A 17,426-nucleotide genomic window follows, 5' to 3' on the forward strand; every position below is an offset into this window, starting at 1 on the left:
GCCTGAGGTTAGGGTGGCGCAAGATCGATTGGTCCGATAGACAGAAAGTCTGAGAGATATATTTCCGGTTTTTGGAAGGGTGCGATGGACCGGCTGCGGGCCATGACCGTGTTCGTGGAAGTGGCAGATGCGGGCAGCCTGTCGGCAGCCGCGCGGCGGCTCGGCGAGCCGCTCACGAACGTCAGCCGGCTTCTGTCGCAGCTCGAAGCGCATCTCAACTGCACGCTCATCGACCGCACCACCCGGCGCATGGCGCTGACGGACGCCGGGCGCGACTATCTGGTGACGTGCCGGCAGGTGCTCGAAGCGCTCGAAGGCGCCGAGGGGCGGATTGCGGGGCAATCCTCGACGCTCTCCGGGGAAATCGCGATCACGGCGCCCGTCAGTTTCGGACGCCTGCATCTGCTGCCGGTCGTCACCGCGTTCCTCGCCGCCTATCCCCGCATCACCGCGCGGCTGCTGCTCATGGATCGCGTTGTCGATCTTATCGAGGAAGATATCGACGTTGCGCTCCGGATCGGCGAGCTGCCGGATTCCGGATTGGTGGCAAAGCGCGTCGGCACCGTTCACTTCGTTGCGTGCGCGTCGCCGGAGTTTCTGCGCCGGTCGCGCGTGCCTGCCATGCCCAGCGAGGCGGCGACGCTGGACTGCGTGACCTTTGCCGGAATGCCGGGGGGCATGCGTTGGGTGTTCAAAAGCAAGCGCCATGGGCGCAAGACCGTCCGCGTCCGCTCGCGCTTGTCGGTGAACACGGCGGAAGCCGCGGTCGAGGCCGCCGTGGCGGGCGTCGGGCTTGCGCGCGTGCTCTCATACCAGGCGCGCGCTGAGATCGACGCCGGTCACCTGACGCCGATCCTCGAGCGTTTCGACGACACGCCTATTCCCATTCACCTCGTGTACCGGTCGGCGCGATCGGACACGCCGCGCGTGCGGGAGTTCGTGCGCTTCGCCTCAGAGAAGTTGCGTGCGCAGCCGACGCTTCGATGAAGGGAATGGTCGGCAGCGAGATTTCGTGAGCGTGCGGACGAGGCGCGAAGACCAGAGCAGCTGAATCGGCGCAACTAGGCCGATCGAGGATGGGGATGCGGCCGGCGAAACAATCCCGACGCGTAGCGCCATTCCATAAACCGGCGCACCTCCGTGAGCTGGCCGTCCGCGAGGCGAGCGAGCGGCCACGCACCGTTGCCCATGCTCTTGATCTCGGCAGCGATCCAGCGGTCGCGCAGCTCGGTACCGTGTTCGCTGTTTCCCGACGCGGACCGGTAGAGAATTTCGATGCGGTCTCCGGGCGAAAGATCCGTGACGTTTGCCATCGCTTTCAGGCCTCCGTTCTGGTCATGAAATCCCGATATACCGCCAGCCCATCCCCTGCCTAACCAACTCCTTCTTCTTCCCATATCCGAAGAATGTATTTCGGCTGGTCGCCCTAACCGCGCGCATTCCAAGCCACGGAATAAGCAAATCTGAAAATGAAATTTCTCCGAAGCCAACCGCCGCAGTAACCACTGTCTCGGTCGACACACCCGATGCGACCGCGGCGAGGCCTCGGAGCCGCGGACCCGGCGCCCTTTACGCTTCCCACGACCGCAAACATTGGGAATAGCCATGACCGGTATCGTCATTGTCGGTGGCGGAGCCAGCGGCGTGCTGCTCGCGGCTCACCTTTTGAGAAAGCGACATCCCTCGCTGGCCGTCACGATCATCGAGCAGCGGGCGGAGCTCGGCGCGGGTGTCGCCTACGCGACGCAAGATCCGGATCACCTGCTCAATGTCCGCGCCGCGAACATGAGCGCGTTCTCGGACCAGCCCGAGCATTTCTTCCAATGGCTGCGGACGGACGCTCCCTCGTTCGGAGACGGCCTGCCCGAGGCATCGTCGTTCGCGCCCCGGCGCACGTATCGCGACTATCTGCAAAGCCTTCTCGCGCCGCACCTCGCCGACGGGCGGCTTCGGCTCGTCAACGCGCGCGCGGTGGCGATCACCGAAACGTCGGATGGAGTCTCGGTCGCCTTCGAGGATGGCGCACATATCATCGCAGACCACGCCGTCGTCGCGACGGGCAACGAAGGGCCGAAGCTGCCGCTCGCGCCGTGGCGCCATAACGGATGGAACAGTTCGCCCGTGCCGGATCTTCCGGCCGGCGCGCCAGTCGCGATCATCGGCACCGGCCTCACGATGGTCGACTGGGTGCTGACACTGCTGCACAGCGGTCATCGCGGCCCGATCGTCGCCATCTCGACGCGAGGTCTCACACCGCACGCGCACCGGGCGATCTCGCCCGTGCCCCTCGACGCCGCCACCGTTCCGTTCGGGGAGCCGTTGAGCCGCACGACGCGGTGGCTGCGCCGGTGGGCGGACCGTATCGAAGCCGAGAGTGGCGACTGGCGCAGCGCGATCGACGCCCTTCGCCCGCATACGCAGCGGCTCTGGCAAACCTTGCCGCTCGCGGCCAAGCGGCGCTTTCTGCGCCATGCGCGGCCGTGGTGGGATCAGCATCGTCACCGCATCGCGCCGCAAGCCGCCGAAAAGCTGGCGCACGCACGCCGCACCGGCCAGTTCCGCGTGATCGCGGGACGCGTGCAGGGGTTCGCAGAGCGGAACGGTGGCGTGGACATCATAGTCGCGACGCGCGGAACGCGGGAGCGTCCGACGGTCTTCGCGCGCGCGGTCTTCGAATGCCGGGGACGCGCAAGCAACGTGCACGACACGGACAACACATTGCTGCGCTCTCTCCTGGCTACCGGACAGGCGCGCTCCGACGCTCTCAATCTGGGGCTCGATGTCACCGGGGACTACGCCCTGATCGGCCAAAGCGGCGATCCATCGGGCAGGCTGCACGCCATCGGACCCGTCACGTCGGGCGTATTCTGGGAGGTGACGGCCGTTCCCGACATTCGCATCCAAGCTGCGAACCTCGCGCACAAATTTCTGCGCGTTGCATAGCCTGGGCGGACCGAGCGAGTTAACCGCTGCCGAATTGCTGGCCATCCGGCCGGCACGCGGTACGTGCCGACCCAATCAGTTTGCCGATGGCACAACCGTTCGACTGTCAGGCCTTGCCGCGGTTGTCCTTCTTGGCTTGCGCATTTTTCGTCTGCTGAGAGACGCTGCCGATCTGGCTGCCTGGAATGATCCGGCGCCGTTTGATGCTCGGATGAGACTTCATCCCGGCATTGGACGTTTGCTCTGCCACCTGGATCGGATGGAATTTTGCTGTGCGATGCAGCTCGAGAGCACGGCGCGCCGCGTCGACATGGGTTGTCTTCGCTTCGAGCTTCCTTACGCGCTCAAGCTCCTTGTTCACCCGCTTCAGCGCGCTGGCGATCGCCTGCTTGCGCTTGAGCGGCTGTTCGGTGTTGCCGGGGAAGCTCTTTCCGCGCGCTTCCGTTTTGCCGCGCCCTTCGCGCTGACGCTGGCGCACCCGCGTGCGCAGTTTCTCGCGTTCTTCGCGGAGCTGCCGCTGCAGACCCTGAAGGGCCTTGGCGTCATGGCCGTAAATTGCCGGATGGTGCGTGCTGTCGACAAGATCGAGCAGCTCTTTGCTCAGCACGCTGCGTTCCGTTGCACGTGACTGCGACATTGGCAGATCCTCCGTTGACCCATGCGTTGCGTTGAGGTTGCAACAAAGTAGATGGTGCTGCGGATGCAATCGGCAACGGGGTGGCCGGTCGGAGGGGCGTGCTTTCGCTAAGAAATTCGGGGCCAGGCCCACGCCTGCGGTCAGGCGACCTCGCTGATCACGTCGACTTTTTGAGTTTCACTGCGGTCAGGCGGCGGCATCGTTCCGGCGCTGAAGCATGTCGGGCTTCGTTTGGCCGCCATTTTGAGCCCCGAAAGCTCATGGGCGATGTCGTCCGTCGTCACCGGCTGCCCCTCTGCAGGAAGCATGAGCAGAGCGATCGAGCACGAGAGCAGCGGAAACTGCGCGACGACGCCGTCGCGCCCAGCGCATTCGATGTAGCCGCTCTGACGGTGACTGGCCGAGTAAAGGCTCTCGGCATCGGCGGAAAAACGCGCGCACACGGCTCGCAACCTTTGCGCAAATTCACCGACTTCGCCCGACAGCCCTACGAAGAAGTCGTCGCCGCCGATATGGCCCACGAAGGCATCGTCGCGACCGAACTCGGCGCGCAGGATTTCCGCGAACATGATGATCGCGCGGTCGCCGACATGGAAGCCATAGACGTCATTGAATGGCTTGAAGTTGTTGAAGTCCAGGTAGGCGAATGCGTGATCGCGGCCGCGGTTCTCGGTGCCGCGGCCAATGTGGCCGATGATTGCGTCATTGGCCGGCAGGTGCGTGAGCGGGTTCTGGTTCTGCGCCGCGCGCAAGCGGATCGAGCCCGCCAGCGTCAGCAGCGCCGTGGCGGGAACGAAACCGAAGTAGCGCGCGTCCTTGGTGACGATCACGCCTTCCTCGATCGACTGCACACACCGTTCGATCAGATGCGCGGCAGAAATACCGTGATCGACCACCGGCAAGCGCGTGACGAAGTCCGCCAACGGCTTCCGGAAGGCAGCATTCTTCAATAGATCCCGGCCGAACGGAGCCTGCACCAGGAACCGCAGATCGCGCTCGCGCACGACTCCAATGGGCGTCGACCGCGCGTCCACGACGGGCAAGAACGTGCAGTCCGGATGCCCCAGGAAATATTCGACGACTTGGTCAAGCCGCGTGTCGCCCGAAAAGGCCTCGAGCGCGACGACGATGCCCTCGTCATCGAGCGTTCTGGTGCCGCGTTGCGACTTCCGACGGTCTGAATTGTCGGCGACGGCGGGGTACATCTGCTTCAGGTCCGCCGCGTCCACCGAAGGACGGGCGATGAAGTATCCCTGCACGAGATCGCATCCGCAGTCGCGGCACGCATGCAGCTCGCCTGCCCGCTCGACGCCTTCGGCGACCACCTGGGTGCCGAATGTGTGCGCGAGCTCGACCAGTCGTGACAAGAATGCGCGCTTGCGTGCGTCGCGGTCGATGTCGCTGATGAAGAAGCGGTCGATTTTTACGTAGTCGGGCTGCAACTCGTAGAGGGTCTGCAGGCCGGAATGTCCGGTGCCGAAATCGTCGATCGCAATCCGGAATCCGAGACTGCGCAATTTTGCGACGCCGCTGATCAGCCCCGCCCGGTATGGCGCATCGCCGCCTTCGGTGATCTCGATACTGATATCGAATGGCGTGAGGCGTCCGGCCCGCAATCCGTCCATCATCGCCGGCAGCATCTCATCGATTTGAGCCGCGCGCTTGCGATCGAGATTGACGAAAAGCAGGGCGTCGACGCCGGCTTTCTGCGAAAGCTTCAGGGCAGATCGCGTAAACAGCAACGCATCCACCTCAGCGCGCACGCCGAGACGATCCGCGAACGCAAAGAACTCCGGGATGGACGAAAATCCGAGGGCTTCGGTGTTCCTCACCAGCGTCTCGAACCCGTGCGCGTTGCCGCTGCGCAAATCGGTGATGGGTTGCAACGCCGTCTGAATGACCTGTTCGACGCGCTCGAGAAAGATGAACTTGCCATCACTCGCTTGCAGCAACGGCACTGACGTCCCGAACATTTTTTACCCCGTGGTCCCTCGTCTCTTCCTTAGCAAGCGGGGGTGAAGCCGCGCTTAAGCGGTCCGTCATGAGATTGTCACACACGCAATGTGCCCACCTGCGCGGCGCTCATTTGGGATCTGGAACAGGGGGGTGCCCGGACTTTTCTCGCCTGAGCCAGCTTGTCTTTCCGGGCTTTTGCGGCTAGACACCCCCTCATCTCACACGCGCACCTCATGCGCCCGCGGATTAAAAGCCCCGCAGGTCGCTCCGGTGGATGAGCTAAGCCCCTCAAAGGCCTCGCTTTTCTTCTCAAGGTGCGCGGAGGATCAACCGGAAAAGGAAACTTGCGCACATGACAGCGCCGCAATTCAACATGCGTCAGCTCCTGGAAGCTGGCGTTCACTTCGGCCACCAGTCCCATCGCTGGAACCCCAAGATGGCGCCCTTCATCTACGGCGCCCGCAACAACATCCACATTCTCGACCTGACCCAGACCGTGCCGATGCTGCATCAGGCGCTGAACAAGGTCTCGGACACGGTCGCATCGGGCGGCCGCGTGCTGTTCGTCGCCACCAAGCGCCAGGCCTCGGATTCGATCGCGGAAGCCGCCAAGAAGTCGGCCCAGTACTTCATCAACCATCGTTGGCTCGGCGGCACGCTGACCAACTGGAAGACGATCTCGACGTCGATCCGCCGTCTGCGCCAACTCGACGACATCCTTGCCGACCCGCAGGGCCGCACGAAGAAGGAAATCCTCAACATCCAGCGCGAGCGCGACAAGCTCAACCAGGCGCTCGGCGGCATCAAGGACATGGGCGGCGTGCCGGACCTGCTGTTCGTGATCGACACGAACAAGGAAGGCATCGCGATCAAGGAAGCCCGCAAGCTTGGCATCCCGATCGTCGCCATCGTCGACACGAACTGCGATCCGGACGGCATCGACTTCCCGGTTCCGGGCAATGACGACGCCGGCCGCGCCATCACGCTCTACTGCGATCTCATCGCGCGCGCCGCACTCGACGGCCTCGAGCGCGGCCAGGGTTCGTCGGGCATCGACGTCGGCGCATCGGTTGCACCGCCCGCCGAAGCGCTGCCGGACACCACCACCTTCAAGGGCATCGACGCCGCACGTGGCGAAGCCGACGACCTCAAGCGCATCTCCGGCATCTCGCCGAAGCTTGAGCAGAAGCTCAACGACGCCGGCGTGTTCCACTTCTGGCAGATCGCCGATCTCGACGCCGACAACCTCAGCGCTCTCGACCGCAAGCTGAAGCTCAACGGTCAGATCGCACAGGACGGCTGGGTGGCGCAGGCCAGGAAGCTGGTCGAAGCGTCGTCCGTTTAAGGATCCGGTGGCGGGCCAGCGGCCCGCCTCCTCCGCTTTCTGGACACGCGAGCCGGATTTCCGGCTCGCCTGCAATTCAAGCGCGATCGATCTCGACGTAGCTTCGATCGCGCTCCGATCCGATCACACCGGCACTGATGCTCTGGCCCGCCGGGCGCAAAGCAATCATCCGGTTTCGGACTTGATGAGACCGATTTTCACGCCCCGGACCGATAGGGTCCGAAGCGATCACGGTTCGCCACGCGTTATTCGCCAACGCGCGAAAGGAGCACACATGAGCACGATTTCCGCCGCAGCCGTCAAAGAGCTGCGCGACAAGACCGGCGCCGGTATGATGGATTGCAAGCAGGCGCTGACAGAGACCAACGGCGACATGGAAGCCGCAATCGACCTGCTGCGCAAGAAGGGCCTCTCGAAGGCCGCCAAGAAGTCGGATCGCGTCGCGGCCCAGGGCCTCATCGGCGTGATCTCGAAGGTCAAGTCGGGCGCCGTCGTCGAGGTCAACTCGGAGACCGACTTCGTGGCGCGCAACCCGCAGTTCCAGGAACTCGTCCAGACCATCACCTCGCTGGCCCCGGCCGCGAACGGCAACCTCGCCAATCTGCTCGAGGCCAAGTATCCAGGCGGCGAGAGCACCGTCGACCACCAGATCAAGGACGCCATCGCCACCATCGGTGAGAACATGGCGCTCCGCCGCACGGCGTCGCTCTCCGTCAAGGAAGGCGTGGTCGCCGACTACGTGCACAACAAGGCCGCAGACGGCCTCGGCAAGATCGGCGTTCTGATCGCGCTCGAAAGCGCGGGCGACTCGGATTCGCTGATGGCGCTCGGCCGTCAGCTCGCCATGCACATCGCGGCCGCCAACCCGCAGGTCGTCAACGTCGAGGACCTCTCGAAGGACGCCCTCGACCGCGAGCGCGCCATCTATCTCGAGCAGGCCAAGGCCGAGCCGAAGAACGCCGGCAAGTCGGACGAGATCCTGCTCAAGGCCGGCGAAGGCCGCCTGCAGAAGGAGTTCGTCAGCCAGGCCGTGCTGCTGAAGCAGGTGTTCGTCATCGACGGCAAGGCATCGGTGGCCGAAATTCTGAAGCAGGCCGAGAAGACCGTCGGAGCCCCGGTCAAGGTCTCGGCATTCGTTCGCTATCAGCTCGGCGAGGGCATCGAGAAGAAGGAAGAGGACTTCGCCGCCGAGGTGGCCAAGTCCATCGAAGCCGCGCAAAAGTAAGCAACGCACTCGGAGAAAAGCCGGCGATTGCGCCGGCTTTTTTTTGCCAGCCCAGCGCAAGCGGGGCAGTATGGCCACAACAATGCAGATGGCGCGGAGGGCCGAATGACGGCGGAAGGTGGATCGCTCAAGTACAAGCGGCTGCTGGTCAAGCTCTCGGGCGAAGCGCTGATGGGGAAGGCCGGCTACGGCCTCGACACCTCGGTCGTCGACCGGCTCGCGACCGAGCTCGCTGAGGCGCGCGCGGCAGGCTGTGCGCTTTCGGTGGTGGTTGGCGGGGGCAACATCTTCCGCGGGCTCCAGGGCGCCGCGAAGGGCATGGACCGCGCCACGGCCGACTACATGGGCATGCTGGCGACGGTCATGAACGCGCTTGCGCTGCAAAGCGCGCTCGAAGCCGCCAAAGCGCCGGCGCGGGTGCTTTCGGCCATTCCGATGCCGACCGTGTGCGAGCCCTACGTGCGCCACCGCGCGCTCTATCACATCGAGCGCGAGCGGATCGTCATCTTCGCGGCTGGCACGGGAAATCCCTTCTTCACGACGGACACGGCGGCCACGCTGCGCGCCATCGAGATGGGGTGCGATGCGGTTGCGAAGGCGACGCAGGTCGACGGCGTCTATTCCTCCGACCCCAAGAAGGACCCGAACGCGACGCGGTTCGATACGCTCACCTATTCCGAGGTGCTGGCACGCGACCTGCGCGTCATGGACGGCGCCGCAATCGCGCTTGCCCGGGACAATCATCTTCCGGTAATTGTTTTTTCCATCGATGGCCCCGGCAATCTGATCAACGTGGTGCGCGGCAGCGCGCGCGCGACCGTGATCCACGACTGAGAGCTTTGATGGCCCCACACGGCCCACCCGGGAGGTTTCCTTCCGGGGCCTGCCCAGCGCGACGCCCACTGGCGCGACGCGCGCATCCACCCAGAATTGCCGGCGAAGCACCAAGGTTGCCGGTCGAGACAAGAAGGAGACTGCCCCCGTGTCGCTAACGAGCTTCGATCCCAAGGAAATCGAACAGCGGATGCGCGCCTCGCTCGAAGCGCTCAAGCGCGAGTTGCAGGGCCTGCGCACGGGCCGCGCCAGCGCACATCTGCTCGATACCGTCCAGGTCAACGTGTACGGCTCGCGGATGCCGATCAACCAGGTGGCCACGGTGACCGTGCCGGAGCCGCGCATGATCTCCGTGCAGGTCTGGGACAAGGGCAACGTCCAGTCGGTCGACAAGGCCATCCGGGAGGCCAATCTGGGCGTCAACCCGGTGGTGGACGGCACGATGATCCGCCTGCCGATCCCCGCGCCCACCGCCGAGCGGCGCCAGGAGCTGGCCAAGCAGGCCCATAAGTATGCCGAGGCCCATCGCGTGGCCGTCCGCAACGTCCGCCGCGAGGGCATGGACCTGCTCAAGAAACTCGAAAAAGACGGAAAGATGGGCGAAGACGACCATCGCGCGAACTCGACCAAGGTGCAGGAGCTGACCGACAAGCTCATCAAGGAAATCGACCAGACCCTGCAGGCGAAAGAGGCCGAGATTCACAAGGTCTGAGCCTTCACCGTCTCGAAACGCGTGACTTGCCGGTGGATTAAGGCTCTAATTGTGCACGTTCTTTTCTTCGCGAAGTGCTAGGGTGATCAACCACCTGATGCGTCACGACCCTCCCCGAGGGAAGTGGCCGGTACCCGCGACGCCGCTCGAGATCTCAATCGCAACAACACGCGAAAGCCCCGTGGCAGACAGATCGCAATCCTCCGAGGGCACGTCAGGTGCGGTGATCATGCCGCGTCATGTCGCCATCATCATGGACGGAAACGGCCGCTGGGCGGCGGAGCGCGGACTGCCGCGCACGCTGGGCCATCGCTCGGGCGTCGATGCGGTGCGGCGCACGGTGCAGGCCGCAATCGATCTCAAGATCCCCTACATCACGCTCTACAGCTTCTCCTCTGAGAACTGGTCGCGGCCGCAGGGCGAGATCGACGACCTGATGGGCCTGATGAAGCGCTTCATTCGCTGCGATCTGGCCGAGCTGCACCAGAACAACGTGCGCGTGATGGTGATCGGCGAGCGCGACAACATCGATGCCGAGATGCGCGCGCTGATCGACGAAGCATGCGAGCTGACGCGACAGAACACGCGCCTCACGCTCGTGATCGCCTTCAATTACGGCGCACGCGGAGAAATCACGCGCGCGGCGCGCCGGATAGCCGAGGATGTTGCTGCGGGGCGTCTCGCGCCCACCGACATCACCAGCGAGCACTTGTCTGACGCGCTCGATACCGGGGGCGTGCCGGATCCCGAACTTCTGATCCGCACCAGCGGCGAGCGCCGGCTCTCGAACTTCCTGCTCTGGCAATGCGCCTATACCGAATTCGTCTTTCTCGACGCATACTGGCCGGACTTCGGCCGCGAGCTCCTGCTCGAGGCGATCACGCAGTACCGGGCGCGTGAGCGCCGGTTCGGCGGATTGGCGCGCCGGTCCACGGCCTAGGATCGCCTCCGATGGAGACCGACCAGATCGTCGAGGACAGCCAAGACCTGCCGCCTGCGCGGCGGTCGCCCACGGACCTTTGGAAACGCGTGCTTTCGGGCCTGCTGCTGGCAGGCGCGGCGTTCGGGCTTGCGTGGGCGGGATTGCTGCCGTTCGCCGCTTTCGTGCTCGTCGTCGCAATCGCCATGAGCTGGGAATGGTCGCGCGTTGTGCGGGGCGCAGGGATCGATCTGACGCTGGTGGTGCACGCCATCGCGGTAACGGCAGCCGTGGCGCTCGCGGCCTTCGGGTTCGTGGCCCTCGGCGTCGCGGTGCTGCTGATCGGCACCATTATCGTGCTCGCGCTCGAATTCGGCTCGCACCCGCTGCTTTCGGCGACCGGCGTCATGTATGCGGGCTTGCCGGCCGTGGCGTTGCTCTGGCTGCGCAGCGACGAGCCGCGCGGCTTTCTCGCCATCCTCTTCATCGTGCTCGTGGTCGCGGCAACGGATACGGCCGCGTTCGCCGCCGGACGCCTGATCGGCGGCCCGCGCCTTGCCCCGCGCGTCTCGCCCAACAAGACCTGGAGCGGACTTGCGGGCGGCGTGTCTGCCGCCGCGGGCGTTGCCGCCGCATTTGCCGTCGTGATCGGCGCGCCGGTCGTGCCGCTCGCCATCGTGGGACTGCTGATGGGCCTGCTCGCGCAGGCCGGCGATCTCGCCGAGTCGGCGCTCAAGCGGGCGTTCGACGTCAAGGACGCGAGCCAGCTCCTGCCCGGTCACGGCGGGTTCATGGACCGCATGGACGGGCTGGTGACCGTTTCGGTCGCCGTCGCGATTGCCGCGCTCTTCCTCAACCCGCAGGCACCCGCGCACGCGCTGCTGTCCGGGCTTTCGCTCTCGGCTCCCTGACGGCAGCACGATCGGCCTGTTCCGCGATGGCCGGGCGGTGCTATGCATCGACGGAGTGCTGAGGTTCCCCGATCCGGGAGACGCGGGCCGGGAAACGCTCCAGTGTGTTGTTTTCTCGAATTTTCCTACGACGAACGGACACCCCCGCCTCGTCAGCAACCCGAATGGGAGACGGTTCAGGCATGACGCGAGCGGCGAGCGTATCGAGCGACCTTGCGCGAACGCCGGAGGCCACGCGCGCAGACGCGCCGCCCGCCTCCCGTCCCCGCACCGCGCCGCTGCGCCTTACCGTGCTCGGCGCGACGGGCTCGATCGGAACCAGCACGCTCGATCTGTGCGGGCGCCATCCCGATCGCTTCGAGGTCGTGGCGCTGACCGCGCAATGCAATGCCAAGCGCCTGGCGGAACTCGCGATTACGCATCGCGCCCGCCTCGCCGTGATCGGCGACCCAGCGCACTACGCGGAGCTGCAGGAACTGCTCGCCGGCACTGGAATTCGCGCCGCCGCGGGAGAAGATGCGGTCGTCGAAGCCGCGCTCGAGCCGGCCGATTGCGTGATGGCGGCGATCGTCGGGGCGGCGGGTCTCAAGCCGACGTTCGCGGCGGCGCGCCAGGGATGCCGAGTGGCGCTCGCCAACAAGGAATGCCTCGTCAGCGCGGGTGACATTTTTCTCGGTGAGATCAAGACGTGGGGCGCGGAACTTCTGCCGGTGGATAGCGAGCATTCCGCCGCCTTCCAGGCCATCGGCCGCACCTCCGCGCAGTCGATCGAGAAGATCATCCTGACTGCGTCGGGCGGGCCGTTCCGCACCTTCGACAAGAGCCGCCTCGCGCGCGTGACGCCCGAAGAAGCGCTGCAGCATCCCAACTGGTCGATGGGCAGCAAAGTCACGATCGATTCCGCCACGCTCATGAACAAGGGCCTCGAACTCATCGAGGCGTTTCATCTGTTTCCCGTCGGCGCCCATCAGCTCGACGCGGTGATCCATCCGCAATCGATCGTGCATTGCCTCGTCATGCTGGAAGACGGATCGGTGATGGCGCAGATGTCGCATCCGGACATGCGTACGCCGATCGCGCTTGCGCTGTCGTGGCCGGAACGGATCGCGACGCCGGTTCCGAAGCTGGACCTCGTGGCGCTCAAGTCCCTGACGTTCGAAGCGCCCGACCGCGACCGTTTCCCGGCGCTCGGGGTTGCCATCGACGCGCTCAACCGCGGCGGGGCGGCTCCGGCCGTGCTGAATGCGGCCAACGAAATCGCCGTGAAGGCCTTCCTCGACAAAAAGATCGGCTTCCTCGAAATCGCGCTCACCGTTGCCGCATGTCTTGAAAAGGCCGAAGCGCGGGGCCTTCTTAGAGATCTCGCCACGCTCGACGACGTGCTCGCCGTCGACCGCGAAGCGAGAGCGATGGCACAGAACGTGCTTCCGGGGTAAGACTGCGCCGGCTTGGCGCCCGGTGCGCGGCCGAGCCATCCCGAGAGTCTCAAGCCGACAGGATTTTCCAGCATGATCGAAGGACTGATGAGTCAGGCGTTTTCTTGGACCCTGTCCGGCCTGGCGTTCCTGTTCGTGCTCAGCGTGGTCGTGTTCTTCCATGAACTCGGGCATTTCCTGGTCGCTCGCTGGTGCGGCGTGACCGTCACCACCTTCTCGATCGGATTCGGGCGCGAACTCTGGGGCTGGAATGACCGCCACGGCACCCGCTGGCGGGTGGCCGCCATCCCGCTCGGCGGCTACGTCAAGTTCCTCGACGACACCAACGCGGCCAGCCAGCCGCCCGCCGACGAGGAGCCGCTTCCGGCCGAGATGCAGGCGGGCGCGTTCCACACCAAGCCGGTGTGGCAACGGGCGCTCGTCGTTGCCGCTGGACCGCTCGCGAATTTCATTGTCGCCGCAATGCTTTATACGGGTGTGAACGCCGTCTATGGCGTCTCGAAGGAAGCCCCCCGGATCGATGAGGTCGTGGCGGGCATGCCGGCGGCCGAAGCGGGCCTCAAGGCGGGCGACACGATCACGAACATCGACGGGCAGAGCATCGAGACGTTCGATGACGTTGTCCGCCTCGTGACCGCCAGCAGCGGCCGCACCCTCCAGATCACCGTCGAACGCGACGGCAAGACCGAGACGATCCCCGTTACTCCGGCCATGCGCGACCACAACGACGATCTGGGCGTCACCGTCCGGCTCGGCGACATCGGCATCCGGCGCACCATTCCGGCGCGCGTCGGCGCCGTGATCTCCGGCTCGCCTGCCGAAAAGGCCGGATTTCAACCTCTGGATGTCATCACGGCCATCGACGGCACGCCGATCCGCTCGTTCGAGGACGTGATCCGCCTCGTCGGACCGGCGGCCGGCAAGACCCTGTCGTTCGCCGTCGAGCGCGCGGGCACGATCCACACCATCGCCGTCGTGCCGGAAGGCACGCCCGTGACCGAGGAGAACGGGGCGACGGTCTCGAAGGGCCGCATCGGCGTTGCTCCGGCCCGCCCCGAACCCGTAGGGGTTTCGCTCGGCGAATCCCTCAGGTTGGGCATCCGCGAGACGTACGCGAACATGGTTCAGACGGTCACGGGAATCGGCGACATCCTCTGGGGGCGCCAGTCGGCCGACCAGGTTGGCGGTCCGATCCTGATGGCCGAGGTGACGGCGCGCGTCGTCGAGATGGGCTGGGAGCCACTGCTGCGCTGGACGGCGCTGATTTCAGCGAACATCGGTCTATTGAATTTGCTGCCGATTCCGGTTCTCGACGGTGGGCATCTCGTGTTCTACGCGATCGAGGCCATCCGGCGGCGTCCGCTGAGCCGGCGGGTTCAGGAAATCGGCTTCCAGATCGGCATCGCGCTGGTGCTCATGCTGGTGGTTTTCGTCAACCTGAACGACCTGATGCGCCTGGGCAGAAGGTGGCTATTTGGTGGCGGCTAGAATCCTTGTCCGGTGACGTAAACTTGCCACTTCCCAGTGCCTTACCCAGACGTTAAGAATGGGGCCAAGTGACGGATTATGGGGCGCGATTCGAAGCAGGGAACTTCGAATAGTTTGTTTTTGCGCCTCGCGGAGCCCTCAAACGGCCCCGACTGAACATAGTCCGCCACGAAGAAATTACGGCTCGGAACTATTGCCGACACGTTCCGTGATCCGAGGGGGATCGGCGCAAGAGAAGGCGAGGCAGATCCGCACATGGTGCAGTTACGGATCATGTCGATTGGGGGACTACGCCTGCTGCTTTGGCTGGCGATTGCAATCCCGTCCGGTCTCGTCGCGCAAATCGCGGCAGTTTCAAACGCAGCACACGCGCAGAGCGTCGTTCGCGACATCCGCGTGGAAGGTAACCGGCGTGTCGAGCCGGAGACCGTGCGCTCCTACCTCCAATTCTCGATCGGCCAGGGCTACGACGCCGGCAAGGTCGACAAGTCGCTTCAGGCGCTTTTCGCGACCGGCTTGTTCGCCGACGTGTCGATCGACCAGGAAGGCGACACCGTCGTCGTTTACGTGATCGAAAATCCGGTCATCAATCAGGTGGCTTTCGAGGGCAACAGCGAAGTCGACACCGACACGCTGAAGGCCGAAGTCCAGCTCAAGCCGCGCTCCGTTTACACCCGCGCCCGCGTTCAGGGTGACGTGCAGCGCATCCTCGACGTCTATCGCCGCCAGGGGCGCTTCGCCGCGTCTGTCGAACCGAAGATCATCGAGCTCGAGCAGAGCCGCGTGAACCTCGTGTTCGAAATCAACGAGGGCGGCTCGACCAAGGTTCAGGGTATCAACTTCGTCGGCAACCACGCGTTCTCGGACGCGCAGCTGCGCGACATCATCTCCACGACGCAGACCGGCTGGTTCGACTTCCTCAAGGGCACCAGCGTCTACGACCCGGATCGCATGAACCTCGATCGCGAGCTTCTGCGTCAGTTCTATCTGAAGAACGGTTACGCCGACGTGCGCGTGACGGCGGCCAACGCCGAGCTCGACCGCCAGGGCACCGGCTTCTACATGAACTTCGCGATCGACGAAGGCGAGCGTTACACGTTCGGCAACGTGACGATCGAAAGCTCGCTGCCGGGCGCAGACGCGCAGACCATGATCGGCGAGGTTCTCACTCACCAGGGCGATATCTATAACGGCGCCGACGTTGACAAGACGGTCGAGAAGCTGACGCTGCTCACCTCCGAGCAGGGCTTCGCGTTCGCTCGCGTCCGTCCGCGCGCCATGCCCGATCCCGCTTCGCGCACGATCTCGATGGCCTATCTCATCGACGAAGGTCCGCGGATCTACATCGAGCGCATCAACGTCAGCGGCAACCTGCGCACGAAGAACTACGTCATCTTCCGCGAGTTCCGTCTGGCTGAAGGCGACGCCTACAATCCGATGCTGGTGGATCGCGCCAAGAAGCGCCTTTCCGGCCTCGGCTTCTTCAAGTCGGTCGAAATCAAGCGCCGCCCGGGCTCGACCCCGGATCGCGTCATCCTCGACGTCGAGCTTGTCGAACAGTCGACCGGCGAACTCTCCTTCGGCGCTGGCTACTCGACGGCGGAAGGCGTGATCGGCGACGTCAGCATCAGTGAGCGCAACCTGCTCGGTAACGGCCAGTTCCTGCGCCTCAAGCTCGCAGGCTCGCTCGAGCGCATGCAGGTCGACCTGTCGTTCACCGAGCCGCGCTTCCTCGACCGCAATCTCTCGGCCGGCTTCGATCTCTTCCACAAGGAAGTCGATCAGGTTCGCGAGGCAGGTTACGAGTCGTCGCGCACCGGCGGCACGCTGCGCCTTGGCTTCCCGCTCTCGGAAAGCCTCTGGATGCAGACCGGCTACACGCTGGACTACAGCACGCTCGACATTCCTTCGCGCTGCGATAACGCCAAGGGCGATTGCAACGGCGACGGCATTCGCGACATCAACGCGCTCGTGATCGAAGAGATCAAGTCTCGCGGCGATGCGGCTCTCACATCCTCGTTCGGCACCTCGCTCACCTTCGATAAGCGCAACCATCCGAAGGATCCGACGAGCGGCTACTGGCTGCAGCTTGCAACCGACATGGCCGGCCTCGGCGGCGACGTTCAGTACGCTCGCGTCAACGCGGAAGGCCGCTTCTACTACCCGATCTCGGAGAAGATCACCTTCGTCGGCCGCGCCACGGGCGGTCATATCGAAGGCTTCGGCGGCGACGACGTTCGCCTGACCGACCTCTACTATCGCGGCGGTGAAACGGTTCGCGGCTTCGACCGCGCCGGCTTCGGTCCTCGTGACCGGATTACGGGCGATGCCGTCGGCGGCCGTACTTACTGGGCGACGACTGCGGAAGTCCGCTTCCCGCTGCCGTTCGTTCCTGACGACCTCGGCCTGACGGGCGCGGTGTTCGCCGATGCCGGCTCGCTGTTCAACGCCAACGATCTCGCTAAGAGCATGAGCGGCCGGAGAGACCCCGTCACGAATGCGGTCATCTTCGATCTCGAGGAAGACACGACCATCCGTTCGTCGGTCGGCGTGAGCATCATGTGGTCGTCGCCGGTGGGCCCGATCCGCATGGACTTCGCCAAGGCGCTCAGCAAAGAGGCCTACGACGAAGAGCAGTTCTTCCGCTTCGGCGCCTCGTCGAAGTTCTAAAACGGCTTGATTTCAATCGGCTGGGGGCGGCGCTTGCGCCGCCCCTTTGCTTTTTCTGGGCCTCGCCGATGGCGCTCGGACCCGCTCTGGGGATCCGTTCGGATTAACCTCGTTTGGGCAGTCCCGAGGCCCGTCGCGGGTATTGGCCGGGCGCGTTGACGCTCCGGCCGTCTGCGGCTGGACCCGCGGCGTTTGAGGTATTAAGACGGGTCCCGCGAGGCGCTCAGCCCGTCGCTGCCGTGGCCTTCCAAGCGGTCTCCGGCCGATTGCGGGTCACCTGTCCGGTGCCGTACCGTCTCGCTGTTTCGGCTCGCCTCACTCGTTGCCGTGCGTCGTCTGAAACCCGTTTC

14 protein-coding genes are annotated in these 17,426 nt (G+C 64.8%); 11 read left to right on the forward strand and 3 right to left on the reverse strand.

Going from position 1 to position 17,426, the window contains the following annotated elements; translation table 11 throughout:
- The first annotated feature begins 84 nt into the window (after positions 1–84).
- Entirely contained in the window at positions 85–987 is a 903-nt protein-coding gene (locus K2Y42_RS03735; protein ID WP_291148620.1) for a LysR family transcriptional regulator, read from the forward strand.
- Between the two features lie 74 nt (positions 988–1,061).
- Here K2Y42_RS03735 and K2Y42_RS03740 read toward each other — a convergent pair whose 3' ends face one another.
- Entirely contained in the window at positions 1,062–1,313 is a 252-nt protein-coding gene (locus K2Y42_RS03740) for a hypothetical protein (protein ID WP_291148621.1), read from the reverse strand.
- Between the two features lie 292 nt (positions 1,314–1,605).
- On the opposite strand from K2Y42_RS03740, the gene K2Y42_RS03745 reads away from it, so the two are divergent.
- Positions 1,606–2,943 (forward strand): FAD/NAD(P)-binding protein, encoded by a 1,338-nt coding sequence (locus tag K2Y42_RS03745; protein WP_291148623.1) that lies wholly within the window; start codon positions 1,606–1,608, stop codon positions 2,941–2,943.
- A 106-nt stretch (positions 2,944–3,049) separates the two neighbouring features.
- Here the strand turns inward: K2Y42_RS03745 and K2Y42_RS03750 are convergent, their stop codons facing one another.
- The gene (locus K2Y42_RS03750; RefSeq protein WP_291148625.1) at positions 3,050–3,580 is read right to left on the reverse strand and encodes a hypothetical protein; all 531 of its coding nucleotides are present in this window, start codon (positions 3,578–3,580) and stop codon (positions 3,050–3,052) included.
- Positions 3,581–3,720: 140 nt separating this feature from the next.
- Complete coding sequence (locus tag K2Y42_RS03755; protein ID WP_291148627.1) at positions 3,721–5,553, reverse strand: bifunctional diguanylate cyclase/phosphodiesterase; 1,833 nt, start codon at positions 5,551–5,553, stop codon at positions 3,721–3,723.
- Between the two features lie 335 nt (positions 5,554–5,888).
- Here K2Y42_RS03755 and K2Y42_RS03760 point away from each other — a divergent pair, with 335 nt between their 5' ends.
- From K2Y42_RS03760 to bamA, 9 genes are all read left to right on the forward strand, one after another.
- Complete coding sequence (locus tag K2Y42_RS03760; protein ID WP_291148630.1) at positions 5,889–6,881, forward strand: 30S ribosomal protein S2; 993 nt, start codon at positions 5,889–5,891, stop codon at positions 6,879–6,881.
- A gap of 274 nt (positions 6,882–7,155) precedes the next feature.
- Positions 7,156–8,106: a translation elongation factor Ts gene (tsf, locus tag K2Y42_RS03765; RefSeq protein ID WP_291148632.1), complete on the forward strand. Its 951-nt coding sequence runs from the start codon at positions 7,156–7,158 to the stop codon at positions 8,104–8,106.
- 105 nt (positions 8,107–8,211) lie between these two features.
- Positions 8,212–8,940: a UMP kinase gene (pyrH, locus tag K2Y42_RS03770; protein ID WP_291148635.1), complete on the forward strand. Its 729-nt coding sequence runs from the start codon at positions 8,212–8,214 to the stop codon at positions 8,938–8,940.
- 148 nt (positions 8,941–9,088) lie between these two features.
- Positions 9,089–9,652, forward strand: a complete 564-nt coding sequence (gene frr / locus K2Y42_RS03775; RefSeq protein WP_291148638.1) for a ribosome recycling factor — start codon at positions 9,089–9,091, stop codon at positions 9,650–9,652.
- Between the two features lie 181 nt (positions 9,653–9,833).
- Positions 9,834–10,592 (forward strand): isoprenyl transferase, encoded by a 759-nt coding sequence (locus tag K2Y42_RS03780; protein ID WP_291148639.1) that lies wholly within the window; start codon positions 9,834–9,836, stop codon positions 10,590–10,592.
- Between the two features lie 11 nt (positions 10,593–10,603).
- On the forward strand, positions 10,604–11,482 hold the full coding sequence (locus K2Y42_RS03785; RefSeq protein WP_291148642.1) for a phosphatidate cytidylyltransferase: 879 nt from the start codon (positions 10,604–10,606) through the stop codon (positions 11,480–11,482).
- Positions 11,483–11,664: 182 nt separating this feature from the next.
- The gene (gene dxr, locus K2Y42_RS03790; protein WP_291148644.1) at positions 11,665–12,918 is read left to right on the forward strand and encodes a 1-deoxy-D-xylulose-5-phosphate reductoisomerase; all 1,254 of its coding nucleotides are present in this window, start codon (positions 11,665–11,667) and stop codon (positions 12,916–12,918) included.
- A 72-nt stretch (positions 12,919–12,990) separates the two neighbouring features.
- Positions 12,991–14,406: an RIP metalloprotease RseP gene (gene rseP / locus K2Y42_RS03795; RefSeq protein ID WP_291148646.1), complete on the forward strand. Its 1,416-nt coding sequence runs from the start codon at positions 12,991–12,993 to the stop codon at positions 14,404–14,406.
- 255 nt (positions 14,407–14,661) lie between these two features.
- The gene (bamA, locus tag K2Y42_RS03800; protein ID WP_291148649.1) at positions 14,662–17,076 is read left to right on the forward strand and encodes an outer membrane protein assembly factor BamA; all 2,415 of its coding nucleotides are present in this window, start codon (positions 14,662–14,664) and stop codon (positions 17,074–17,076) included.
- Positions 17,077–17,426: the final 350 nt, after the last annotated feature.

Origin of the sequence: Hyphomicrobium sp. (assembly GCF_019744875.1) — a bacterium.
GTDB lineage: Bacteria > Pseudomonadota > Alphaproteobacteria > Rhizobiales > Hyphomicrobiaceae > Hyphomicrobium_C.